General features: G+C 72.6%; 19 protein-coding genes. 9 read left to right on the top strand and 10 right to left on the bottom strand.

Translation table 11 applies throughout. The features are described 5' to 3' along the window. Window positions 1-32: 32 nt before the first annotated feature. The gene (locus AB0K82_RS03455) at window positions 33-1,607 is read right to left on the bottom strand and encodes a PucR family transcriptional regulator ligand-binding domain-containing protein (RefSeq protein ID WP_364392220.1); all 1,575 of its coding nucleotides are present in this window, start codon (window positions 1,605-1,607) and stop codon (window positions 33-35) included. A gap of 136 nt (window positions 1,608-1,743) precedes the next feature. Here AB0K82_RS03455 and AB0K82_RS03450 point away from each other — a divergent pair, with 136 nt between their 5' ends. Further along, the gene (locus AB0K82_RS03450; protein WP_364392218.1) at window positions 1,744-3,156 is read left to right on the top strand and encodes a cytosine permease; all 1,413 of its coding nucleotides are present in this window, start codon (window positions 1,744-1,746) and stop codon (window positions 3,154-3,156) included. A 27-nt stretch (window positions 3,157-3,183) separates the two neighbouring features. On the opposite strand, the gene AB0K82_RS03445 is transcribed toward AB0K82_RS03450, so the two are convergent. After that, entirely contained in the window at window positions 3,184-4,416 is a 1,233-nt protein-coding gene (locus AB0K82_RS03445) for a GAF domain-containing SpoIIE family protein phosphatase (RefSeq protein ID WP_364392216.1), read from the bottom strand. Window positions 4,417-4,614: 198 nt separating this feature from the next. Between AB0K82_RS03445 and AB0K82_RS03440 the strand changes: the two genes are divergently transcribed. Beyond that, complete coding sequence (locus tag AB0K82_RS03440) at window positions 4,615-5,178, top strand: hemerythrin domain-containing protein (protein ID WP_364392215.1); 564 nt, start codon at window positions 4,615-4,617, stop codon at window positions 5,176-5,178. A gap of 111 nt (window positions 5,179-5,289) precedes the next feature. Here AB0K82_RS03440 and AB0K82_RS03435 read toward each other — a convergent pair whose 3' ends face one another. Further along, the gene (locus tag AB0K82_RS03435) at window positions 5,290-7,722 is read right to left on the bottom strand and encodes an endonuclease/exonuclease/phosphatase family protein (protein WP_364392213.1); all 2,433 of its coding nucleotides are present in this window, start codon (window positions 7,720-7,722) and stop codon (window positions 5,290-5,292) included. Window positions 7,723-8,014: 292 nt separating this feature from the next. Here AB0K82_RS03435 and AB0K82_RS03430 point away from each other — a divergent pair, with 292 nt between their 5' ends. Then, window positions 8,015-9,340: a hypothetical protein gene (locus tag AB0K82_RS03430; RefSeq protein WP_364392211.1), complete on the top strand. Its 1,326-nt coding sequence runs from the start codon at window positions 8,015-8,017 to the stop codon at window positions 9,338-9,340. Between the two features lie 103 nt (window positions 9,341-9,443). On the opposite strand, the gene AB0K82_RS03425 is transcribed toward AB0K82_RS03430, so the two are convergent. The 5 genes from AB0K82_RS03425 to AB0K82_RS03405 all read right to left on the bottom strand — a co-directional run bounded on the left by AB0K82_RS03425 (window position 9,444) and on the right by AB0K82_RS03405 (window position 14,267). After that, the gene (locus AB0K82_RS03425; protein WP_364392208.1) at window positions 9,444-9,671 is read right to left on the bottom strand and encodes a hypothetical protein; all 228 of its coding nucleotides are present in this window, start codon (window positions 9,669-9,671) and stop codon (window positions 9,444-9,446) included. A gap of 1,168 nt (window positions 9,672-10,839) precedes the next feature. Further along, the gene (locus AB0K82_RS03420) at window positions 10,840-12,507 is read right to left on the bottom strand and encodes a hypothetical protein (protein ID WP_364392206.1); all 1,668 of its coding nucleotides are present in this window, start codon (window positions 12,505-12,507) and stop codon (window positions 10,840-10,842) included. A gap of 316 nt (window positions 12,508-12,823) precedes the next feature. Then, window positions 12,824-13,465: a CopD family protein gene (locus tag AB0K82_RS03415; RefSeq protein ID WP_364392204.1), complete on the bottom strand. Its 642-nt coding sequence runs from the start codon at window positions 13,463-13,465 to the stop codon at window positions 12,824-12,826. Window positions 13,466-13,597: 132 nt separating this feature from the next. Further along, on the bottom strand, window positions 13,598-13,807 hold the full coding sequence (locus AB0K82_RS03410; protein WP_364392202.1) for a hypothetical protein: 210 nt from the start codon (window positions 13,805-13,807) through the stop codon (window positions 13,598-13,600). Window positions 13,808-13,835: 28 nt separating this feature from the next. Next, window positions 13,836-14,267, bottom strand: a complete 432-nt coding sequence (locus AB0K82_RS03405) for a ChaB family protein (RefSeq protein ID WP_364392199.1) — start codon at window positions 14,265-14,267, stop codon at window positions 13,836-13,838. Window positions 14,268-14,521: 254 nt separating this feature from the next. Between AB0K82_RS03405 and AB0K82_RS03400 the strand changes: the two genes are divergently transcribed. Continuing rightward, window positions 14,522-15,052 (top strand): phosphatase PAP2 family protein, encoded by a 531-nt coding sequence (locus AB0K82_RS03400; RefSeq protein ID WP_364392197.1) that lies wholly within the window; start codon window positions 14,522-14,524, stop codon window positions 15,050-15,052. A gap of 46 nt (window positions 15,053-15,098) precedes the next feature. Further along, window positions 15,099-16,490, top strand: coding sequence for a PQQ-binding-like beta-propeller repeat protein (locus AB0K82_RS03395; RefSeq protein ID WP_364392195.1), 1,392 nt, complete (start codon window positions 15,099-15,101; stop codon window positions 16,488-16,490). Window positions 16,491-16,610: 120 nt separating this feature from the next. Here the strand turns inward: AB0K82_RS03395 and AB0K82_RS03390 are convergent, their stop codons facing one another. Beyond that, window positions 16,611-17,000 (bottom strand): S4 domain-containing protein, encoded by a 390-nt coding sequence (locus AB0K82_RS03390; protein WP_364392193.1) that lies wholly within the window; start codon window positions 16,998-17,000, stop codon window positions 16,611-16,613. Window positions 17,001-17,102: 102 nt separating this feature from the next. On the opposite strand from AB0K82_RS03390, the gene AB0K82_RS03385 reads away from it, so the two are divergent. From AB0K82_RS03385 to AB0K82_RS03370, 4 genes are all read left to right on the top strand, one after another. After that, on the top strand, window positions 17,103-18,230 hold the full coding sequence (locus AB0K82_RS03385; RefSeq protein WP_364392191.1) for a hypothetical protein: 1,128 nt from the start codon (window positions 17,103-17,105) through the stop codon (window positions 18,228-18,230). Window positions 18,231-18,382: 152 nt separating this feature from the next. After that, window positions 18,383-19,444, top strand: a complete 1,062-nt coding sequence (locus AB0K82_RS03380) for a hypothetical protein (RefSeq protein ID WP_364392188.1) — start codon at window positions 18,383-18,385, stop codon at window positions 19,442-19,444. Window positions 19,445-19,497: 53 nt separating this feature from the next. Next, a complete protein-coding gene (locus AB0K82_RS03375) occupies window positions 19,498-21,090 on the top strand; it encodes a RecQ family ATP-dependent DNA helicase (protein ID WP_364392185.1) in 1,593 nt (530 codons plus the stop codon). Window positions 21,091-21,166: 76 nt separating this feature from the next. Continuing rightward, entirely contained in the window at window positions 21,167-21,964 is a 798-nt protein-coding gene (locus AB0K82_RS03370; RefSeq protein WP_364392183.1) for an SDR family oxidoreductase, read from the top strand. A gap of 58 nt (window positions 21,965-22,022) precedes the next feature. Here AB0K82_RS03370 and AB0K82_RS03365 read toward each other — a convergent pair whose 3' ends face one another. Next, a complete protein-coding gene (locus AB0K82_RS03365; RefSeq protein WP_364392181.1) occupies window positions 22,023-22,895 on the bottom strand; it encodes an MBL fold metallo-hydrolase in 873 nt (290 codons plus the stop codon). Window positions 22,896-22,921 lie beyond the last annotated feature (26 nt).

Raw genomic sequence — 22,921 nt, 5'->3', positions numbered from 1 at the left:
CCCGGGGCCTTCGTCGCGGCCGTTCGCCCCGGTCAGGGGAGCTGCCGGAGCGTGTCGGCCCGTAGGGCGAGGAACAGGTCGACCAGGTCCTCGGTCCGGTTGACGTCCCGGCCGGTCAGCTCGGCGATCCGCGCCATGCGGTTCCGCAGCGTGTTGACGTGCACGTGCAGCGCCGCGGCGGTGGCCGCCCAGTGGCAGTCGTTGTCCAGGAACGCTCGCAGACTGGTCTCCAGCCCCCCGCCGCGCGCGCCGTCGTGGGCCCGCAGCGGGCCCAACACGGCCGAGGAGAAACGCCGCAGCGTCTCAGGGTCGTGCCGGCCGAGCAGCAGCAGGTGGGTGTTGAGGTCGGCGTACGCCATCACCGGCGGGCCGCCGCCGCTGCGGCGGCGGAGTACGCGGCATGCCTCCCGCGCCTCCAGCACCGGACGGCGCAGTCCGGCCGCGTCCGGGACGGTCCCACCGAGCCCGGCGACCAGGCGGCGGTCGCCGAACCGCGGCGCCAGGTCGGTCACCAGCCGCCGGGCGAGAGCGGCGAACTCCGCCTCCGCCCCGCGCCAGGACACGATGACGACGACGTCCTGGCTGGCGGCCGCGGTCACGACGGGGACGCCCTGGGTCAGGAAGAACCCGGTCACCGCGTCGCCCAGGCCGGTCGCGCCGGGGCCGTCGTCGTCGGCGAACGCCAGCGCGCACACCGCGAGCGGGTGGCTCGCGTCGATCCCGAACGCCCGCAGGCGACCTGGCAGCTCCGCCTGCCGTCCCGGCCCGGACAGCACCATGTCGAGCAGCTCGCCCGCGAACCGCATTTCGATCGCGTGCACGGCCTGCCGTTTGGCGACCTCGAGGCTGAGGAACGACGCCGCCTGCCCCATGGCGTCCTGCTCGGCCGGGCTCAGCTCGGCCATCGGGCGCAGGCACACCAGGCCCGCGTCCACCTCGCCGAGCGCCGCGATCAGGAAGATCGACGCGCACCCGTCCGAGCCGAGGTCGAGTTCCAGCGGCGGCGGGCGCCGGGCCAGGGCCTCGGCGACGAGACGCGCCTGCCCGGAGTCCAGGTCGGCGCCGGCCGCCGCGACGACCCTCGCCGTACGGTCGATCACGACCAGCGGCAGGTCGTGGTCGCGGCGCAGCACCCGCAGGATGCCGGACGCGCCGGCTCCCCGCGCCATCACGTCGGTGAGCGCGTCGCTCCGCCGGACGCGCCCCAGCAGCTCCCGCTGGCGCTCCTCGGCGTACGCGGTGGCCATGGCGTGGGAGAGGGCGGTGAACGGAACGTCCTTCGACAACTCGACGAGCGGGAGGCCCGCCCGGCGGCAGGCGGCGACCAGCTCCGCCGGGACCCGGCGGACGCTCTCCCGCAGGCCGAACACGACCCCGCCCGCACCCGCGTCCGCGACGCGCGCCACGAACGCCTCGGCGTCCTCGGGGCCGGCGCACCACAGGCCGTTCGTCAGGACCAGCTCCCGTTCCCGCAGGTAGGGCGACGGATCGGGCAGCTCGGTGGTGTGCACCCAGCGCATCTCGGCGTCCAGCGCACCGGCGGCACCGGGCTCCAGCACCCGCAGTTTCAGGGTGGGGTCGGCGACCAGCCGCCGGATCGTGACCATCCCTGGAAGTTAACACAGTGTCCAGCGGACGAGAGTGGATGTTCATCCACTCTTCAGCGGGCTGACCTGCGTGCTTTCGTAACCCCACGAGAGCACGCCGCGCGGCATCATCGAGGCGCGGCCCGAGGAGGTTCCCATGTCCGCCGAAACCATCGCCTCCGGGCACGCGGAGCCGGGGCGCTTCGACGCGCACGGCATCGAGCCGATCCCCGAGCACGGCCGGGACTCGACACCGCTGGAACAGTTCTGGATCTGGGCGGGCGCGAACATCGCGCCGATCAACTGGGTGCTCGGCGCGCTCGGCGTCACGCTGGGGCTGACCGTGGTGGAGACCCTGGTCGTCGTCGCGGTCGGCAACCTCGTCGGCTGCGCGGCGTTCGGGTTGTTCAACCTGATGGGGCAGCGCACTGGCGTCAACCAGATGCTGCTCGGCCGCGCGACGTTCGGCCGCCACGGCGCCGCCGTTCCCGGCCTGATCCAGGGACTGCTCGCGATGGGCTGGGTCGGGGTGAACACCTGGGTGGTCCTCGACCTGGTGCTGGGCATCCTCGCGCGCCTCGGTGTGCACGGCGGCTCCGGCACGAAGTACCTGATCGGCGGCCTGATCATGGCGGCGCAGCTGGGCCTGGCGCTGCTGGGCTTCTACGCGATCCGCACGTTCGAGAAGTACACCGTCCCGCTGACCGTGGTGGTGATGGCGGTGATGACCGTGCTGGCCGTCGCCCGCGCGCACCCGCACTGGTCCACCCCGACGCATCCCCTCGGCGACGGAGGGAAGGCGACGGCCGTCACCCAGTTGCTGACCGCGATCGGCGTCGGCTGGGGGATCTCCTGGCTGCCCTACTCCGGCGACTACAGCCGATTCGTCCGCCGGGACGCCGGCGAGCGCACGACCGTCCTGGCCACCGCCGCCGGGGTGTACCTGCCCAGTGTGTGGCTCGCGGCGCTGGGCGCGGTGCTCGCCGGGTCCGGCGGCGGCAGCGACCCGGCCGACCTGGTCGCCCGGACGTTCGGCGTGATGGCCGTCCCGGTGCTGCTGCTGATCATGCACGGCCCGATCGCGACGAACATCCTCAACCTGTACTCCTGTTCCCTCGCGGCGCTGACCGTCGGCGTCCGCGCCGCCCGCTGGAAGGTCACGCTGTTCGCCGGCGTGATCGCTTCGGCGGTGCTCGTCGTGTTCATCCGCTCCGACAGCTTCGCCGGCGCCTTCGACAACTGGATGAGCTCGATCCTGGTGTGGATCAGCCCCTGGGCGGCGGTGGTCGTCGTCGACTTCTTCGTCCGGCACCGGGGCCGGCCGGACGTCGCCGCGCTCTACCGCGACGACCCCGGCGAGCGGGCGTTCAACCGGCCGGCGCTGGTGAGCCTCGCGCTGGGCATCGTGGCGGCGTGGAGCTGGCAGTACGGCCTGGTCCCGGTGATGCGCGGGCCGCTCGCCCGCCTGCTGGCGCACACGGACTTCTCGTGGCTGGCCGGGATCGTGGTGGCGGGCGGTCTGTACTACGCGCTCGGCCGCCGCGATCCCGCTCCCCGGCCCGCACGATGACGCGGCCGCCGCCGCGGCGTGTCTTCCCTATCGGTCGGAGGGGGTACGCCGCAGGACGAGGAGGGCGACGTCGTCCTGCATCGGTTCGCGGCCGATGAGCGCGGCCATCACCGCCGCGCAGACCTTCTCGGGAGCGTCGGGGCGCACGGCGTCGCACAGTCTGCCGATGCCGGTGTCGAGGGAGGCGCGCCGGCGCTCGACGAGCCCGTCGGTGTAAGCGCAGAACAGGCCGCCGGGAGGGATCTCCACCGTGGAGGTGTGACGCTTGGTCGCGGCATCGGCGCCGATCACCAGGTCGTGGCTGAGCCGCGGTTCCAGGGAGATGGTCGGCTCCCCCGGGCGGGCGAGCACCGGGGGCAGGTGACCGGCCGAGGACACCCGCACCCGCGCCAGATCCGGGTCGCAGACCGCGTACAGGACGGTCGCCATGGCGCCCGGCTCGAAGTGCTGCATCTTGTAGTCCAGCTTGCGCAGCACTTCGGCCGGGTCGTCCGTCTCGAGGGCGTAGGAGCGGAGGGCGCTGCGCATCCGGCCCATGATGACCGCCGCCTTCAGCCCATGGCCGGCGACGTCTCCCATCACCACGCCCAGTTCGCCGGACGGCAGCTCGAAGACGTCATACCAGTCACCGCCCACGCTCGCCCGGCCCGGACTGTACCGCGCGGCCATCTCGACCCCTTCGAGGTCCGGCAGCGCGGTCGGGACCAGGCTGCGCTGCAGCTCGCGGGCCGCCGTCCGCTCGGTCTCGGACAGCAGTGACCGTGCCGCCAGCGCGATGCGGTCGGCCGCCATCCGCAGGAACGTGACCTCCTCGTCGGTGAACCGGTGGGGACGCATGGTCCCCACGTGCAGGACGCCCAGCGGCGCGCCGTCGCTCACCAGCGGAACGCCGAGCAGCGACTGCAGTCCCCTGTCCGCGAGAAGCGGGTTGACGATGTCCGCCGTACGGACGTCCTCGATGATCGACGGCTCCAGGCTCGCGGCGACGCGTCCGGCGAAGCCCTTCCCCACCGGCACCCTGACGGCCTGGTAGACCTCCTCCTCGATGCCCTGGGCGGCGGTCGCGACGAGGTGCCGGCCGGAATGGTCGAGCAGCAGGACGACCGCGGTGTCGACCTTGAGGATCTCCCGCACCCGAGCCAGCAACTCGTCCAGAACGTCGTCGACGCTCATATGCGCGAGCGCCGCGTCGGTGATCGCCCGGAGATGGGCGAGCTCGACCTCGGCGGCGGCCGGCGGGGCTTCAGGGCGGGGGGCCATGCCGTCAGGGTAGTCGCGGCCACCGCCCGGAACGGACCGGCCTGGACGGGGTCCGGCTGCCGGGACCGGTCTCCGGTTCCGTACTCGCCGTGCGGCCCGACCTGCGACGACGGATTCGCCGTGCCGTGCGTTTCACCGTCCGTAGCCGGGGCAGTGGGCTAGGTACGCCGTCGCGCGAGCGACTTCCGAGGTACCGGGATGAACCGATCCGACGATCTGTGCCACGTCCTGACAGAGGACCATCACGAGCTGCGGCAGCTCCTCATCGAGCTGAACCATCTGAGCGCGTCCGAACCTTTGTGGCGATCGTTGGCCGACCTGCTGATCGCCGAGATGACCCGGCACTCGGTCGCCAAGGAGTCCTACCTGTATCCAGCGGTCCGCGAGCGCGTGCCCGGGGGGCGTCGGCTCGTCGATGAGTACCTCGCCGAGCACGAGAAGCTCGAGCGGATGGGGAAGATCCTGGAAAGGCACGATCTCCCCGGCGCGGAGCTCTCCCAGCTCCTGGCACGGTTGGACATCGAGATACGCGCTCACATTCGGGCGGAGGAGGAAGAGCTGTTCCCGATGCTGATCGAGCACTTCGGCGCGGAGGAGCTCGCCGCCCTCGGGCGGAAGGCCGCGGCGGCGAAGGCGGAGGCGGAGGCGTCGATCCGGCAACGCCTGCCGGACCGTCCCGTGCTGAACGTGATCATCGCCACCGGTGCGGGGCTGGTCGAACGGGTCCGTGGCCATCTGCGCGGCCGGGCGTGTCCGCGCTGACCGGTTCGCCGCGCGGTGGCCGCCGCCCCGGGCCGCCGACGGCGCACGGCCGTGACCCACGCGCGGAGGCGTCGGTCACGGCCGTGGATCGCGGTACGGCTCGGGTCGGGGTCAGCCCTTCGGCCGGAGCCGGACGACCTGCGGATCGTGGTCGCTGGTCTGGCCGGCGAACTCCGCGTTGATGTGCACCACGTCGTAGTCGGCGCCGCCGCTCACGCGCGGGCTGGTCAGGATGTGGTCCAGCACCTGTGAGTTGCCGTCGTAGACGTAGCTGTACCGCTCCGCGAGCGGCAGGTCGGCGATCAGGTCGTGCAGCACGCCGCCGGCGGTCAGCGTCTGCAGCGCCGGGGAGAACTGGTAGTCGTTGAAATCGCCCACGACCACCACGTTCGCCTTGCGGTCGGCCTTCAGCAGGTCCTCGAGGAACCCGTGCACCACCGTGGCCTGCTGCTTCCGCTGGACCTCGGACGACCGGGCGGGCGGCTGGAACCGGCTGTGCAGGCTCTGGTCCCCGCCCTTGGAGTTGAAGTGGTCGGCGACCACGATCACCCGGTGCCCGTGGAACTCGAACATGCCGGCCAGGGGCTTGCGGCTGCTGGTCCAGGCCGCGTTCCCCGGGTCGACGCGCCCGGGCGACACCGACAGCCCGGCCTTGCCGTGGTCCTTGACGACCTGGACCGCGGTGGTCGAGTTCCCGCCGGGGCGGTCGATGAAGGACACCCGGTCCGGATTGAACAGGAACGCCACCCGGATGTTGCCGCCCGGCTGGCCGCCGTCGGCGTCGTTGACCGGGTCGATCTCCCGCCACTGGTAACGGGGACCGCCCGCGGCGACGACCGCGTCGACGAACTTGCGCAGCGTGACGTCCGCCGCGACCGTGCCGTCGTCGACCGCGCCGCTGTTGTCCTGGATCTCCTCCAGCGCGACGATGTCGGGCGTCGCCAGGTTGTGCACCACTCCGTTGGCCAGCCGGTCGAACTTGGACTGGGCGTCGCTCGGCGCGAGGTTCTCCACGTTGTACGTGGCGACCGCGAGTTCCTTGTTCTTCTGCTTGCGCGTCACCTCGGGCGTCAGGCCGCCGTCGTGCAGCGTGCCCAGGCTCGTGGCCTGCAGCTCGTACCCGCCGTAGCTGACGTAGTCCAGCGGGCCCTCGGTCGTACCGGTCAGCACGTCACCGACGTTCGCCTGCGGGAAAGGGTGCTCCGAGCCGGGGATCAGCGTGGTGACCTCGAGCCGGCCGCTGTTCGGGTCGGCGTAGGAGGAGTAGATCACCCCGCCGTGCGCGCTGCGGTGGTCCGCCGGCCGGGTCGTGACCCACAGCTCGTCGTACTCGTTGGCCGGTGCGATCACCGGCGCGTCCTCGACCCGTACGCGCATGCCCTCCAGCGACTCGAACAGGTCCAGCGCGTACGTGGACGGCTGCAGCGCCGACGCCTCGATGCTGCCGCCGGCGGCGTCCGGCGCGTACGCGGAGGGAACGGTGTCCGGGCCGAGCGCGAACGCGGCCGGCAGCGCGTTCCCCGAAGAGAGGACGGTCCACTTCGGCTTGGTCAGCTCGGTGACGGACTGGTTGCCGCTCACGGCACCGCCCGGGTAGTACTCGCTGACCGTGCCGGAGACCAGCACCGAGTCACCCGGCCGCGCGGCCGGCGTGCTGGATCCGGTGAAGACGAAGAGGCCCTCGCTCGTACGGGGGTCGTCGTCCGGCTGCGGGTCCTGGAACCAGAACCCGCGCGACGAGCCGGTCGCCCGGACTCCGGTGACGATCCCCGGGACGTTCGTGACGGACTTCGCGCTGTCCGGGGAGATCCGCGTCGTGCCCTGGATGTCGTGGATCCGTACGCTGCCCGGCGTCGGCGTCTCGGTGGGGGTGGGCGTCGGGGTCGGCGTCGGATCGCCGGACCCTCCGCCACTGCCGGTGGGCGTCGGCGCGGCCGCGGTGAAGTCGGCCCCGTTGTCGTCGGTGTCCGCGAGACCGGCCCCGCGGTTCACGGAGGTCGTGTTGGTCGCGGCCGGGGCGGAGGTTCCCTCGCGCACCAGGGCACCGCCGAAGCCGACCAGGTCGCGGACCCGCGAGTCGGCCGCGCAGTCGGCGGCGGTCAGGCAGGTGAGAGGGTCGGAGCCGGTGACCAGGGCGACGGTGCCCGCCGTCGCGGACATGCTGATCGTGCCGGTGGCGTCCGGCGTGGGCAGGGCGACCGTGCCGCCGCTGCCCTTCGCCTCGGCGACCAGGTAACGCGAACCGGCGGCGATGCCGCCGGTCAGCTTCGTCACCTGCCACTTGGAGGTCGGCCCGGGCGAGGCGGACAGGTACTGCACGCTCCAGCCGTCCACGGACACCGGCTGGGAACCGCGGTTGGCCAACTCGACGAAGTCCTGGGTGAGGGTCGCGCCGGAGTTACCGCCGCCCCCGTACACCTCGGCGATCAGCGCGTCGGACGAGGGGGCGGCACCGGCGACCCGTGGGATGACCAGGGCGCCGAACGCCAGCGTGGCGGCCACTGCGCCGAGCACGCCCACGTGGCGAAGAGGGACAGAAGACACCTCGGTCCTCTCGGAGAAGAAAGGTCGGACGCAGGCATCCTCGCGGTGGTCAATTAAGAGAGGCAGGCGACTTGGTCACGTCTGGATTGCGTAATGATGTGCGCTTTGCCCTCCTCGAGGAACGCAGGGGCTCCGCGGAGCCCCTCTTGAGGTGCCGCCGACGGCCATCGCCGCGCTCCACGACCGCCGCGTCTCCGCGGCGGGCCGCGCCCCGCCGGACCCGGGGCGGGCCGCTCTCCGCAGGACGGCACAATGTTCTCTTCGAGGAACGGTCGACAAGAAGGGATCGCGCATGGAATGCCCGGCGTGCGGGACCGGTGTGCCCTCAGGCCGGTCCGCCTGCCCGCGGTGCGGAACGCCTCTCCCGTCGGCGGGAGAACGCTTCGGCCCGGCCCCGTACTCCACCGATGGAGCGCCGCAGGGTCCCCAGGCCGGGTCGTCCAACCCGGGGACCGAGCCGCTCCCCATTCCGGCGTGGGACGCGGACGAGGAGCGGCCCTGGAACGCGCCGCCGGACCTCCCGCCGCCCGCCGGCGCGGATGGGATGCCGCCCGACTCCGGCAACGCCACGCAGATCCTGGGCCCGCCGGGCGCGGACCCGATGCCGCCCGAGCCGCCCCCCGCCCCCTGGAACCTCGGCACCCCGGCGGCGGATCCGATGCCGCCCTCCACCGGCTGGGGCCCCGGCGCTCCGGCGGACCCCATGCCGCCCGCCACCCCCTGGAACCTCGGCGCTCCGGCGGCGGACCCGATGCCGCCCGAGCCGCCCGCGACCGGCTGGAACCCCGGTCCGCCGGGGGCGGGCCCGGCGCCGTTCGAGTCTCCCCCGGCCCCCTGGAGCCCCGGTCCTACGGGGGCCGGTCCTACGGGGGCCGGTCCGACGCCGCACAAGTCGCCCGTCGGACAGGCCGCCGGACAGCCCTTCGGCGGTCCGGCACCGGGCCTCGCCTCGCCCGGATACCAGCCGAACGGCTGGGACCAGGGCATTCCACCGGCCGCCGGGGAGACCACGGGGGCACCGAGCGACGCCGACAGGAAGAAGAAGCGGACGATACTGCTGGCCGGTGGGATCGCCGCGGCGGTCGTGGTCGTCGGCGGTCTCGTCTACGCCCTGACCCAGGGATCCTCGGGAGGCGGGACGCCGACCTCCCACCAGTCGACGGCGAACACCGACACGGCCGCGCAGCAGGCCGCCGCCGTCGACAAGATCCTGGGATCCGGTCAGGCGGCCCGCGGGCACCTGCCGTCCCGCCTGCGGACGTGCGACGACGTCTCGGCGGGCGTCGCCGGATTCCAGCAGGTCGTACGGGACCGGCAGCAGGAGGTCGCCCGGACGAAGGCGCTCAAGGTCGACCGGCTGCCGAACGGCTCCCGTCTCCGCCAATCGATGCTCATGGCCTACCAGAACTCGCTCGAGGCCGATCAGGCGTACCTCGGGTGGGCGCGGAACGTCCGGGCACGGAACTGCGGCGGCAGGATCGCCCCCCTGGTGGCGCCGTACCATGACGCTCTGACCGCCAACGACAAGGCCGGCCCCGCCAAGCGCAGGGTGGTCGCGCTGTGGAAGCCCATCGCCTCCGCCCACGGCCTGCCCGCCTACGCGTGGAACCGCCTCTGACCGGCCGTCCCACGGACGCGAAGAGTCCCGGGCATCGGGAGCCTGATGATGCCCGGGACTCGGTGGTCAGGGCCCGGTGGACCATGACCGGCGACTCGCCGACCTATCGGTCGAAGATCGCGATCTTGTGATGCCGCGACGGCAGGTAGGCCATCCGGAAGGCGGCCGTGCCGAGGTTGATCGGCGTTCCGCAACTGAACGTCGGGTTGACCGTGCAGGCGGACTCGATGACCTGGTTGTTGGTGCCGCGGACGGTCACGTGCACGTTATTGCCCTGCGTCGTCACCGTGACGCAGTTCGGGACGACTGCCGGGAACGGGCCGGTGAACACAGAGGTGAAGTTCTGGAAGGTACCGGGCGTGGGCGTCGGCGTCAGCGTGACCGCCTGGATGAAGACCTGCCCGTTCTGTGTCAGAGCGACGAACTTCGTGTTGCCCTGGACCGTCGAGTCGATGCAGGCGGTGGCGCCCGTCGGTCCGGTCGCACCCGTCGGACCGGTCGCACCCGTCGGACCCGTCGGACCGGTCGCACCCGTCGGACCCGTCGGACCGGTCGCACCCGTCGGACCCGTCGGACCGGTCGCACCCGTCGGACCCGTCGGGCCAGTCGGACCCGTCGGACCGGTCGCACCCGTCGGGCCCGTGGGACCCGTCGCACCGGTCCGACCCATCGGACCCGTGGGACCCGTGAGACCCGTCGCACCGGTCCGACCCATCGGACCCGTGGGACCCGTGGGACCCGTCGCACCGGTCCGACCCATCGCGCCGGTCGCGCCGGTGGGTCCGGTCGGACCCGTCGGGCCAGTGGGACCGGTGGGCCCCGTGGCGCCGCGCCTGCCCTTGTGTCCTTTCCTTCCCCGGACTCCTCGCGGACCTTCAGGTCCTTGCTCGCCTCGTGCGCCGGGCTGGTTCTCGCCGCCCTTGACTACGGCCTTCGCCCCTCCCTTCCCCGAAGCTCCGCCGAGGCTGTCCCCGAGGCTTTCCCAGCAGCTGATGTCTTGGTCTTCGCAGAAGTCGAAGGCCGAAAGGTTCGCCGGACGCAGAGCGGAGGGTCCCGGCATGATGCGCTCAGCGTCGGCCGGCACCGGCATCGCCACCACGACGCCCAAGCCGCTGACCACTGCGGCGGCTGCGAGAGGTACGACACGCGACCGCGTCCTGCCGCGAGCCGTCCCTTGTTTCCCGTAACGAGTCAATTTGGACACCTATAACGAGTCGAGAAGGCTGGATTTCGGATTGACCGAAGATTGCGCGATGTGAATACCCTGCAGCTCGCACCGCAACGCACATAATGGTTAATGATCGAGCAAGGCTCATTCCTCACGAAAAGGCGATCGTCGCCTTTGCCTTAGGCTCGTACGAATCAAGGCTTAGGCGGTACGAAACGGACGACATCGGCCTTCGCCAGGCTGCATCCGCACACTTCGCCTTCTGTGCGCCGCACACGTCAACGACAAATCAGAAATGTTCGCCGTCAGCACCCGCACGAAGCATCCATCGTCACAGGCGGCGCCAGGCGACCCAATTTCCGGAATCTGCCTCTTGATCCAAAATGGGAGCGAAATCTGGTGGAGCAGCGGGCCAACTGGACCGCGGCGGCTGGTGAGGGTCCCAGGGCACGATGACCAGCGTCAGGCCCTGCGGCAGGGTTCGAGGATTGAAGCGATCGATGGACCGCAGGTGGCTTTGAACCTGGAACGCCTGAGAGATCCAGACGCGCCAGCTCATATCCCGGTAGTCGATTCCGACGCGGTCATCGGGGCGGAGGGCGGCACCGGCCAGGTTGGTCGCGTGGTGAAGGGTGTTCGCCCAATAGCGGGTGTCCCGGCCGACGACCACGGCCACCACGGCCAGGTCCGCGGCGACGACGAGGGCGACCAGGGCGCGCCCGACTTTGCGCCCCTTGACGAGGATGAGACTCAGCAGCGACAGCAGAACGACCACCGTGACCCACCAGAACCTCAGTCGGTCCCAGCTCCACGTCAATGCGCTCATCTCCGGGAAGTCCAGGGACAGGTAGAAGGCGTGCGTGAGGCGGCCACCCGCGTGCAGCAACACCATCAGGGCACTGGCCAGCGTCAGACCAGCCGTGGCCAGCGCCGCCTTCGCGACGCCGATCCGGGTGGCGCGTACGACGAACGCGGCCCCGGCCAGGAACAACGCGGGAGCCAGGCAGCCGAGATACCGACCGTAGGCCAGGTTCGCGACGGTTCCCTCGTCCGGTGTCGCGGCCGAGGTCGCCAGCGCGATCCCGGCCGCCGTCACCAGGGTCAGCGCCGCCGTCGCCCGCGTCGGGAGCGGTGTGCTCTGGCGGAGTGCGGCCAGTGCCGCGGCCACCAAGCCGATACCGGCCAGGCCCCAGGTCGACGCGACGAGATACCAGATCTTCCCCGCCGCCAGCGCGAACGTCCAGCCCAGTCCACTCGAGGTGGTCAGCCGCTCGACCAGCAACGAGCCCAGGGGCATGGCGCCACCGGGATAGATCTCCGCACGCACCCAGGAGTTCAACGCCCAGCCGACCGCCGCTCCGGCGACCAGCGTCGCCGCGGCCACCCCCACATCGCGCCCGGGGAGCCGGCGGCGCGCGAACATGACGGCCAGCAGGCCCGCGTGCGCGATGACCACGATGAGGCCGCGGGTGTGCGCGCTGTAGCAGTAGGCGGCGAGCGCGCTCGCGGCCATCCCCCATCCCGGCCCTCTCCGGGCGATCCACGAGTGGACGCACAGCAGCCAGGTGAGCATCGCCAGCGGGAGCACCGCATCACTCATCGCGTACTGCCCGTAATAGACCACCGACGGCAGGGACGCTGTCACCATCGCCAGCAGGTAGGCCCGCCCTCGTGGAAGCCCGAGCCGGCGCAGCGCCACATGGGCGGGCGCCAGCAGAGTCGCGCCGATCAGCGCATTGATCACCAGGACGATCCGGTAGAGCGTCACCGGGTCGGCGCTGAACCAGTACGCCGGGCTGATCAGCAGCGGATAGCCGGCTTGATAGAACGTCCGCCCGGACAGGTCGCTCGACGCACCACCGGCCAGCAGCCGCGCCGCCAGTAGATACCCCCACTCATCCGGAATCAGAATTGGAGAGTCATGGAAAGCGGCCAATATGATCCGGACCGCCACCTGCGCGAGCCAGCCGCCGCACACCGCGATCGGCCACCAGCGCATCCGACTTCTGGCCCGGATCGTCGGCGCGTGCACTGATTCTTGCGGTTTGGTCCTTCCGAGCAAGCCCATGTCGTCTCCCCCGAAAAACCGACCTGTCGCATATTCCGACCCGGCCGACGACCCTGCGGCAATAGATCAACGACAAACGTTAACCGGGCCGCGTCGCATCCTCACCGACGCGACGAGGAAAACGCGTGCACGCACGAAGCAAAGAAGTCTCCGCTTGGGCCACCGCCAATGGACACGGCCCCGTGCCCTCAGCGAATCCGCAACTCCGCCCGTACGGTCGTCTCGTCGATCTCGCTGGTGCGGATGGTCACGGACAGCCGCCAGGGACCGGCCGCGGGCAGCGGCGGCCGGCTCGCCGCGAACTGGCCGGCTCCGGTGCGGGTGAGCCGTACCGGGAGCGGGCCGATGGCCGGGCGCGGCTGCGTCCAGGAGGCCGTGATCTGCGGGACGTCGCGGGCGCGCCCGTCCGGCGGACCGTGATGTCGCCGCGGTCCAGTCCTCGCGCGGCGTGCGGGAGACGGACCGTCAGCCGGCCGGAGTCGCCGCCGGACTGGAAGCCCACCGATCGGGTCACCGGGCGGGCCGCGTACGCGGCGGGCGGGGACTGCACCAGGACCGCGGTGAGCGCCAGCACGGACGCCGCGCCCGCGGTCTCGACGGCGAGCATCCGCCCCGGCCTGCGCCCGTCCGCGCCGCGCAACCGGGCCCGTACCCGCCGGGCGGCCAGGTGCACGAGGCCGAGCACCGCGACCTTCGCGGCCAGGAGCCGCCCGCACGTCGTCGTTGACACGGCCGCCGGAGTCTCCACCCGCAGCCACGCCTGGACCAGGCCGTTTCCCACCAGGACCAGGACACAGTCGGCCGCGACGCGGGAGAACCGGCCGACCGTCGCCCGCCCGGGCTCGGATGCCGGAGCAGGACCGGCAGCGCGACCAGCCCGCCCACCCACAGCGCCGCCGCCAAGAGCTGCGGGATGTCGGCCGTCATCGCGATCGCGTTATGGGCTCCCACGGCGGCGTGGCCCGGACACGTCACCGGCCGAGGGCGCGGAGCGCCGTGGGCCGGTGGTTCGACGCGGTAGTCAGGGGGTGACCCGGTCCACCGCCTCGCGTGCGCCCAGCCGCTCGATGCGCCGCCGCGCGCGCTCGATGTTCTCCGGCGTGGGGTCCCGGCCCTCGGCCATCGCCAGGTCCTCGGGGTCCACCGGCGTCTCGGAGCCCGTCCGCAGGTTGGGACGGCGCGGTTCGGCCCCCTCGCCGCGCGGTTCGGCCCCCTCGGTGCGCTCGGACATCGTCGTCTCCTCTCAGCCGTCTCCCGTGTCAGCTCTTCGAGCGGGCCTTCGCCGTCTTGCGGTCGTTGGCCTTCTCCAGCGCCTCGACGAGCTCCTTCTTGCTCATGTTCGAGCGGCCGGAGATGTCCATCCTCTTGGCGAGGTCGTACAGGTGCTCCTTGGACGCGTTCATGTCGACGCCGCCGGCACTCTTGCGCGACGTGTCGCGGCCGCCCTCGGACTGCGGATCGGACGGCCCCTTGGCGCCCTTGTTCTTCGGCTCCCAGTGGTCGCCCACCTTCTCGTGGGTGTGCTTCAGCGCGCCGTACGCGACCCGGTGCGCGCGCTCTCCTTCGCCGTACTCCTCGACGGCCGAGTCGTGGGCCTTGGCGAAGGTGCGCTGCGCCTTGGCGTCCGAACGCTTGATGGTGTCGGGCAGCTCGCTCTTCTTGGCGGTTCCCTTCTTGGTCGTCTTCGGCATCTCTCGCTCCTCCCGGTACGAAGGTCGGACGCCTTCGGCCATACCCCGAGGTACGCCGTCACACCTGCCGACGGGTCCGGTCCTCGACCGTCGCCATGCGCATCCTCCGCCCAGCCGCGTACGACCGGCCCCGCCGGGCCGCATCAGCCTGCTTTCCCCTCAAAGGCCGATGAAACGGAACCCGGTAGGCGACGGCCGCTCGGGGTAGGCCCCTCACCTGGACATCGATGGATCATCGGACGGAGGAATGACGGGTGCGGAGGCTGCGCCGGGTCGACGAGCGCGTGATGCGGGCGATGACGTCCCTGGATTGCGGGGCGCTGGACGAGGTCATGCCGCGCGCCTCGCGCGCCGCCGACCAACTGCTCGTGTGGTGGCTGATCGCCGCCGCGCTGCGGGTCGGCGGCGACCGGCGGTCACGGCGTGCCGCCGTACGCGCGGCGCTGGCGATGTCCGTGGCGGGAACGCTCGCCAACGGGGTGCGCGTCTTCGTCTTCGACCGAGAGCGTCCTCCGGCGGCACTGAGAGGCGAACGGCCGTGGCGGGTCCCCGACTCGCCGGGGTTCCCGTCGGGGCACAGCGCGGGCGCGGCGGCCTTCGCCACGGCGCTCGTGTGCGAGGCGCCGTGGCGGGTGAGCGTTCCGGTCGCGGCGCTGGCCTCCCTGGTCGCCTACTCGCGCGTCTACATCGGCGCGCACTATCCCGGGGACGTGGCGGCCGGGGCCGCCACGGGCGTCGCGGTCGCCCTGGCCCTGCGGGGCGTCCCCATCGGCGGAGACCCGTGATGGCCGATCTCCGTGTGACGGCCGCCGATGGGGTGAGAATGAGCGCATGGGCAGGGTCGCGTACGGCGCCGCACTGGTCGTCCTCACCGCCGCGACGGCGTGCGGTTCCGGCGGCGGGTCCCGCGCGGACAGCGCATCACCGGCTCCCGGCGGACCCGCCGGGGCCTCTTCCGCCCCCGTACGCGCGGCCGGGTCGTGGCCGACGTACCACGGCGCGAACGACCGGGCGGGGTTCGCCGCCGGCCTCCCCGCGCCGCGCGCGCTCGGCGACGCGTGGACGGCGAGGCTCGACGGGGCGGTGTACGGACAGCCGATCGTCGTGGACGGCACGGCGTACGTCGGCACGGAGAACGACACCGTCTACGCGCTGGACCTCGCGACGGGGCGGCAGGTCTGGCAGCGGCGCCTCGGCACGCCCATGCCCCGGTCGGCGCTCCCGTGCGGCAACATCGACCCGCTCGGCATCACGGGGACCCCGGCGTACGACCCGGGCACCCGCACGGTGTTCGTCGCCACCGAGACGACCGGTGGGCGGCACACCCTCGTCGCGCTGAACGCCGCGGACGGACGTGTGCGGTTCACGCGGGGCCTCGACGTCGTGGCCGGCCGGGACCCCACGGCGGAGCAGCAGCGCGGCGCGCTCGCGGTCGCGGGCGGCCGGGTGTACGTCCCGTTCGGCGGGCTCAACGGCGACTGCGGGAACTACGTCGGCTACGTCGCCGCCGCGCGCACCGACGGCGGAAAGGGCGTCGCGTCCTACGCGGTTCCGACCCGCCGGATGGGGGGCATGTGGGCGCCGTCCGGCCCGGCCGTCGTCCCGTCCGGCGACGTCTACGTCGCCGTCGGGAACGGCGCGAGCCTGAGCGGGGCCTACGACGGCAGCGACTCGGTGCTGCGGCTCTCCCCCGACCTTTCCCGCCGCCTGTCGTACTTCGCGCCGAAGAACTGGGGCTCGGAGAACAGCGAGGACCAGGACCTCGGCTCGACCGGCCCGCTGCCGCTGCCCGGCGACCGGGTGCTGATCGCGGGGAAGACCGGCGACATCTACTTGCTCGACGGCCGAGACCTCGGCGGCGTCGGCGGCCAGCGCGCCTCCCTGCACGGGTGCGTCTCCTTCGGCGGCATGGCCCGGAACGGATCCTCGGTCTACCTGCCCTGCGAGGAGGGCCTGCAGCGCGTGGACGTCACCGGGGGCGGCGGGCTGCGCCGCGTCTGGCGCGCGCCGGGCGACGTCAAGGGCTCACCGGTGGTCGGCGGCGGCGCGGTGTGGACCCTCGACACCGACGCCGGCGTGCTGCACGCCCTGTCGGAGTCCGATGGGCGTTCGCTCGCGGCGCGGCGGATCGGGGAGGTCAGCCGGTTCGCCTCGCCGACCCTCGCGGGGTCGCTGGTCCTCGTCCCCACGATGCGCGGCGTCACCGCCGTCAGCGTCCGCTGACGGCGCCTGCCCGGTGCGCGCCGCGATCCCGTACGCGCGAGCGCGCGGCTGATCCGTACACGCGGGCGCCTCGTGAATCCGTGCGCGCGGGCGCGTCGCGGGCCCGTACGGGCGGCGTGCTCAGCCGCGTCCGGACCGGCGGCCGAGCAGGCGCTCGATCTCCCGGCGGTCCCGCTTGGTGGGGCGCCCGGCGCCGCGTTCGCGGCGCGCGATCGGGAGCAGCGCCGCGCGTGGGGGCGGCGGCGGGCTGTGGTCGGTGTAGCACTCGACGGCGACGGGCGCGCCGACCCGTTTGCGGACGACGCGGCGCACCTCGACGACGCGCTCCCGCCCGCCCAGGCGCACCCGTACCTGGTCGCCGGGCTTCACGGCGGCGGCGGGCTTCACGCGCTCGTCGTTGACCCGGACGTGGCCCGCCCGGCAGGCGGCCGTGGCCAGGGAGCGGGTCTTCACGAGCCGCACCGACCAGATCCACACATCGACTCGTACGGTTTCCTGATCCGCCGCCATGGATCAGACCTTAGTCCAGGCCGGTGCCGTAACCGTCGTTTCGGCACCGCACCAATCGGACAAAGCGCTTCACTCGGCGACAAGCCGGGTAATCAAGCGATCATGCGCACCGCCATCTTGGACGTCGGGTCCAATGCCGCCCATCTCAAGGTCGTCGACCTCGTCCCCGGCGGGCCCGTACGTACGGTCGTCTCCGTCAAGGAGCCGACGCGGTTGGCCGGGGCGCTGCCGGCTGACGGCCGGATCGGCCGGGCGGCGGCCGACCGGGTGGTGGCGTCGGTGGCCGCGACCGCCGACGAGGCCGCGCGGATGGGGGCCGTCGAGCTGATCCCCTTCGTGACGTCCGCGATCCGCGACGCGCCCAACCGGGAGGAGGTCCTCGACCGGGTCGCCGCGGAGGCGGGTGTGGAACTGGGCTTCCTGACCGGCCCCGACGAGGCCCGGCTGACCTTCCTGGCCGTGCGCGCCTGGTACGGCTGGTCCGTCGGGCCGGTCGTGCTGGCCGACATCGGCGGCGGCTCCATGGAGATCGCCACGGGCGACGGGGCCGAGGCCGACGCCGCGCTGTCGATGCCGCTCGGCGCCGGCCGGCTGACCCGTGAGCATCTGTCCGGCGACCCGCCGGACCGGCGGCAGCTCGAACGGCTGCGCGCGCACGTCGCGGACCGGCTGGCCGCGTACGGCGTCGACCGGCTGACCGACGGATCCGCCGGGCACCACGCGGTCGCCACCTCGAAGATCTTCACGCAGCTCGCCAAGCTCTCCGGGGGACGGAGCACGGACGGCCGCCGGATGCTGGAGCGTACGGCGCTGCGGCGGCGGATCGCGGGTCTGGCGGCGCTGACGGTCGAGGAGCGCGCCCGGCTCAAAGGCGTCTCGCGCGCCCGTGCCCGCCACATTCTGGCCGGCGCGGTCGTCGCCGACGAGATCATGGCGGCCCTGGGGGTGCGCCGTCTGGAGATCTGCCCCTGGGCGCTGCGGGAGGGCATCGCGCTGCGCAGGCTGCGCCGGCTCGAGGCCGAGACCGAGGCGGCGAATGAGATCGATCACCTCGTGCGACCACTCCCCGCGGACCCGCTGAACGCGGACGCCGGACCGGACAAGGACGAGGGCCCCGCCGGAACGTCGCCCGGTGGGGCCCTCGATGTGTGCACCGGTGTGCGGGTCGCCTCTCGGCGAAAGGCACAACGCGGCTCCAGCCGAACGGTATTCCGCGAAGGCGATAGGTGAGGCCCGGGGACACCAGGCACACCGGCCACGAGAGATGTAACAGGACCCGGGGAGCCGTTGTTCCCACGCCCGCGCCCTTTTTTCGCGGCGGATCGGCGCGCGCCGCCGAAGGGGCGGCATGAAACCGGCAATGTCCGGGCAAAGCGCTCGCCATGGGTGATCTGCCATCGCTGGTGTTGCTCGGGTTGTTCCTGCTGAGTGCCGGGGTGATCTGGTACGCCGGGATACGGCTGTCCGACACGACCGACGTCCTCTCCGAACGCCTGCACCTGGGCAGCGCGCTCGGCGGTCTGATCCTGCTCGCGGTCGCGACCAACCTCCCGGAGGCGGCGATCACCGTGAGCGCCGCGATGTCCCACCACCTCGACGTCGCGGTCGGCAACATCCTCGGCGGCATCGCCGCGCAGACGGTCGTCCTGGTCATCCTGGACGTCGCCGGGACCGGCGGCGCGCCGTTGACGTACGTCGCGGCGAGCCTCAGCCTGGTCCTGGAGGGCGCGCTGGTGGTCGCGGTGCTGGCGGTGGTCGTCATGGGCACGCAGCTGCCCGGCGACCTGGAGTTCGCCCGGCTCGACCCCGCGGCCCTTCTGATCGCGGTCGTCTGGGTGGCCGGCCTGCTGCTGCTCAGGCGGGCGGGCCGGGGACTGCCCTGGCACGAGGGCGGGGACGCCCCCGGCACCCAGCCCGAGCCGAAGGGGCATTCCAGGACGAAGAAGGAGGCGCGGGCGAGCTCGTCGGGGATCGGCACCCGCCGTGCGGCGTTGGTGTTCGGCGTCGCGGCGGTCGCCACACTCGTCGCCGGCGTCGTCATCGAGCGCAGCGGCGAGGAGCTCTTCGGGCGGCTGGGCATGAGCGGCGTCGCCTTCGGCGCCACCGTGCTCGCCGCGGCCACCTCGCTCCCGGAGATCAGCACCGGGCTGACCTCCGTCCGGATGGGCGATCACCAGCTCGCGATCAGCGACATCTTCGGCGGGAACGCCTTCCTGCCGGTGCTGTTCCTCGCCGCGTCGCTGATCTCGGGCCGGCCGGTGCTGCCCGACGCGCACCGGTCGGACATCTACCTCACCGCGCTCGGCTCCCTCCTCACGCTGGTCTACATGGCGGGGCTGATCTTCCGGCCCCGGCTCCGACGGCTCCGCATGGGCGTGGACAGCCGTACGGTGCTCGTGCTGTACGCCCTCGGGATCGCCGGCCTGATCGCCGTCGGCGGCTGAACCCGTCGGCCCGGGCGCGTTCCACCAGGTCGTTCGGGGGTAGCCCTGGCCGCATGATGGAGAACCGGACTCTGCGGGAGATCGCCGACGCGCGGCTCGGCCTGGCCGAACTGAGACCCGCGCAGGAGGAGGCCGCGGCCGAGCTGGTCAAGGGCCGCGACTGCCTCGTGGTCATGCCCAGCGGGGCGGGGAAGTCGGCGATCTACCAGCTCGCGGCCGTCGCCCTCGGCGGACCGGCGGTCGTCGTGTCGCCTCTGCTGTCCCTGCAGCGGGACCAGACCCAGGGGCTGCGGGAACGGGGCCTGGCCGCCTTCAGCGTCAACGCGGCCGTCGGCGAGAAACGCCGGGACCAGGCGTACGCCCTGCTCCGCGCGGGGGCGACGGGCTTCGTCTTCCTGGCGCCGGAGCAGCTCGCGCGGCCCGACGTGCGGGCGGTGCTGGCCGAGGCGCCGCCCGCGCTGATCGCGATCGACGAGGCGCACTGCGTGTCCGCCTGGGGCCATGACTTCCGCCCGGACTATCTCCGCCTCGGCGGCGTCGTCGAGGGCCTGCCGCGCCGGCCCGTGGTCGCCGCGCTCACCGCGACGGCGGCTCCCCCCGTGCGGGAGGAGATCGTCGAACGGCTGCGCCTCCGCGACCCGGCGCGGGTCATCCGCGGCTTCGACCGGCCCGAGATCCGCCTGTCGGTCGCGATGTTCCACGACGCGGACGAGAAGGAGGCCGCCGTCGTGGACGCGGCGCGGCGGCTGCCCGGCTCCGGCATCGTGTACGCCGCGACCCGCCGGGAGACCGAGGAGTACGCCGAACGGCTCGGGGTCCGGGCCTACCACGCCGGGCTGCGCAAGACCGAGCGGACCGCGACCCAGGCGGCGTTCATGGACGGGGAGACCATCGTCGCGACGAGCGCCTTCGGGATGGGCATCGACCGGCCCGACGTGCGCTTCGTCGTCCACGCCTCCGTCCCGGGGTCCCTCGACGAGTACTACCAGGAGATCGGCCGGGCCGGGCGGGACGGCGAACCGGCGGAGGCGATCTGCCACTATCGCCCGGAGGACGTGGGGCTGCGCCGCTTCTTCGCCGGGGGCCTGCCCGACGAGGAACTCCTCGCCCGCGTCGCCGCGGCGGTCGACGGGCCGATCTCCCGCCGCGACCTGGCCCGCCGCGTGGACGTGTCGGACCGGCGCGTCACCGCGCTGCTCAACCTGCTCGAGACCGCCGGCGCGCTGCGCCTGCGCCGCCGCGTCGAGCCGCTCCCCGACGCGCCGTCCCCTCAGGAGGCCGCCGCGATCGCCCGGGAGATCGCCGAGAAGCACCGCTCGGTGGAGCGCTCCCGCGTCGAGATGATGCGCCGGTACGCCGAGCTGACCGACTGCCGCCGCCGCTTCCTGCTGCGCTACTTCGGCGAGGTGATCGAGGACCCCTGCGGGAACTGCGACAACTGCCGGGCGGGCACCGCCACCCCCGCCGACTCCGAGCGTCCGGCGTTCGCGTCCGGCGCCCGGGTCGAGCACCAGGACTGGGGCGGCGGCACCGTCCTCGGCGCCAAGGAGGGCCGTCTCACGGTGGTCTTCGACGAGGTCGGCTACAAGGAGCTACTCGCCGAGACGGTGCTGGAGGAGGGCCTGCTCGCCCCGAGCGACCGGTGAGCACGCCGGTGATCGGAATGACGGCCGGGCCGCCGGGTAGGGGCGGCGCATGGACCGACCGGAAGCACCCGTCTCAATGACCGGATACCCGCGCATCGCCGTGATCACCGGTGCCGACTCCGGGATCGGCAAGGCGACCGCGGTCACCCTGGCCGAGCGCGGTTACGACGTCGGCATCACCTTCCACCGCGACGAGGACGGCGCGAAGGGAACCGCCGAGGAGGTCCGGGGGCTCGGCCGGAACTGCGCCGTACGCCGCCACGACCTCACCGATCCGGTCACCGCGGCCCGGGTGGTGGACGAGCTGGCCGACGAGCTCGGCGGCGTCGGCGTTCTGGTGAACAACGCCGGGACCGGCAGCAGCCGCCCCGTCCTGGAGATGGACTACGACGAGTGGCGCTCCGTCGTCTCGGTGGACCTCGACGGGGCGTTCCTGTGCTCACAGCGCGCCGCCCGCCGGATGATCGACCAGGGCGGCGGCGGCCGGATCGTCAACGTCACGAGCGTCCACGAGGAGTACCCGCGCGTGGGATCCGGGCCGTACTGCGCCGCCAAGGGCGGGCTGAAGATGCTGACCCGCGTCCTGGCGCTGGAGCTGTCGGCGTACGGGATCACCGCCAACACGATCGCGCCGGGCGAGATCGCCACGCCGATGACCGGCCAGGCGGACCAGCCGCCCGAGCCCGGCAGCCGGCCCGGTTACCCGCTCGGCCGGCCGGGTCACGCGCGGGAGGTCGCCGCCGCGATCGCCTTCCTCGCCGACCCGTCGGCCTCGTACGTCACCGGGGCGTCGCTGTTCGTCGACGGCGCCCTGGGCCTGATGGGCCCGCAGGCCGCGGGTGCCCTGCCGTCCGCGGACTGGCGCGAGGGCTGAGCGTACGGGAGCGGCCGGTGCGCGGTGGTCGCGCCGCTCACCGGCCGGACCGGGGACGTCAGAGCTCGATGAGCGTTCCGCGCTGCACGACCTGCACCTTGTCCTGGAGGCCGCGCCGGCGCACCTCGGCGTCGAAGTCCGACAGCGGGGACTTCATCACCGTGTAGTCGTTGTGGTGGATCGGGAGGACGCGGGAGGCGTTCACCAGCTCCACCCAGTCCGCGCCCTGCCTGCCGTCCATGGTGACGAGCAGGGCATTGAGGATCTTCGTGCCGCCGAGGTGGACGACGCCGACGTCGATGTCCGGGTAACGGCGCGGGATCTCGGCCAGGTCGTCGTACATCAGGGTGTCGCCGCTGATGTACATCCGAAGGTCGACCCGCCCGCCCCGGGAGCCGAACTCCAGGATGCTGCCCATCACCGGCGGCAGCATCATCTGGAACGCCCCCGGCGCGTGCCGCCCGGGGGCCGAGATGACCCGCAGGACCCGGTCGCCGCTGACGAACTCGTGGTCCTCCCAGGTGCGCAGGCCATGGGAGTTGCCGAAGCCCTGCGGCTTGAGCCGCCGTGCCGCATGGGTCGTGGTGACGATCGGCAGGTCCTTGTCGAGGTTCCGCCGCGCCACCCGGTCCCAGTGATCACCGTGCAGGTGAGACAGGACGATGCCGTCCAGCGGCGGCAGCCGGTCCACGGGAACCGCCGGATCCAGGAGCCGGGTGGTCATGACGCCCCAACCCAGGTGGACCTTCTGGCCCCGGCGGATGAAGTTCGGATCGGTCAGCAGCGTGAACCCGCCGTACCGGATCACGGTGGTGGCGTTCCCGATGAAGAACAGCCCATCGGACTTCGGAATCAGGTCCTCTTCGGTCATCACGATCCCCCAGTCGATGTCGTACCCCTCGGGCCCATGATCGAGCGGCGCTGAGGTCATCGACGCTCCGGAAGCCGCCCGCCGAC

Source organism: Actinoallomurus sp. NPDC052274, assembly GCF_040679475.1.
GTDB lineage: Bacteria > Actinomycetota > Actinomycetes > Streptosporangiales > Streptosporangiaceae > Actinoallomurus > Actinoallomurus liliacearum.
This window is presented reverse-complemented; position numbering and strand designations above follow the sequence as displayed.

What these genes read in the sequence shown, in the direction of transcription:
- AB0K82_RS03440 (WP_364392215.1), top strand. Translation starts at nt 4,615, where the DNA reads ATGAACCGATCCGACGATCTGTGCCACGTCCTGACAGAGGACCATCAC.
- AB0K82_RS03385 (WP_364392191.1), top strand. Translation starts at nt 17,103, where the DNA reads ATGCGCACCGCCATCTTGGACGTCGGGTCCAATGCCGCCCATCTCAAG.
- AB0K82_RS03420 (WP_364392206.1), bottom strand. Translation starts at nt 12,507, where the DNA reads ATGCGCTGGTGGCCGATCGCGGTGTGCGGCGGCTGGCTCGCGCAGGTG.
- AB0K82_RS03405 (WP_364392199.1), bottom strand. Translation starts at nt 14,267, where the DNA reads ATGCCGAAGACGACCAAGAAGGGAACCGCCAAGAAGAGCGAGCTGCCC.
- AB0K82_RS03450 (WP_364392218.1), top strand. Translation starts at nt 1,744, where the DNA reads ATGTCCGCCGAAACCATCGCCTCCGGGCACGCGGAGCCGGGGCGCTTC.
- AB0K82_RS03365 (WP_364392181.1), bottom strand. Translation starts at nt 22,895, where the DNA reads ATGACCTCAGCGCCGCTCGATCATGGGCCCGAGGGGTACGACATCGAC.
- AB0K82_RS03410 (WP_364392202.1), bottom strand. Translation starts at nt 13,807, where the DNA reads ATGTCCGAGCGCACCGAGGGGGCCGAACCGCGCGGCGAGGGGGCCGAA.
- AB0K82_RS03445 (WP_364392216.1), bottom strand. Translation starts at nt 4,416, where the DNA reads ATGGCCCCCCGCCCTGAAGCCCCGCCGGCCGCCGCCGAGGTCGAGCTC.
- AB0K82_RS03395 (WP_364392195.1), top strand. Translation starts at nt 15,099, where the DNA reads ATGGGCAGGGTCGCGTACGGCGCCGCACTGGTCGTCCTCACCGCCGCG.
- AB0K82_RS03370 (WP_364392183.1), top strand. Translation starts at nt 21,167, where the DNA reads ATGACCGGATACCCGCGCATCGCCGTGATCACCGGTGCCGACTCCGGG.
- AB0K82_RS03380 (WP_364392188.1), top strand. Translation starts at nt 18,383, where the DNA reads ATGGGTGATCTGCCATCGCTGGTGTTGCTCGGGTTGTTCCTGCTGAGT.
- AB0K82_RS03455 (WP_364392220.1), bottom strand. Translation starts at nt 1,607, where the DNA reads ATGGTCACGATCCGGCGGCTGGTCGCCGACCCCACCCTGAAACTGCGG.
- AB0K82_RS03375 (WP_364392185.1), top strand. Translation starts at nt 19,498, where the DNA reads ATGATGGAGAACCGGACTCTGCGGGAGATCGCCGACGCGCGGCTCGGC.
- AB0K82_RS03390 (WP_364392193.1), bottom strand. Translation starts at nt 17,000, where the DNA reads ATGGCGGCGGATCAGGAAACCGTACGAGTCGATGTGTGGATCTGGTCG.
- AB0K82_RS03430 (WP_364392211.1), top strand. Translation starts at nt 8,015, where the DNA reads ATGGAATGCCCGGCGTGCGGGACCGGTGTGCCCTCAGGCCGGTCCGCC.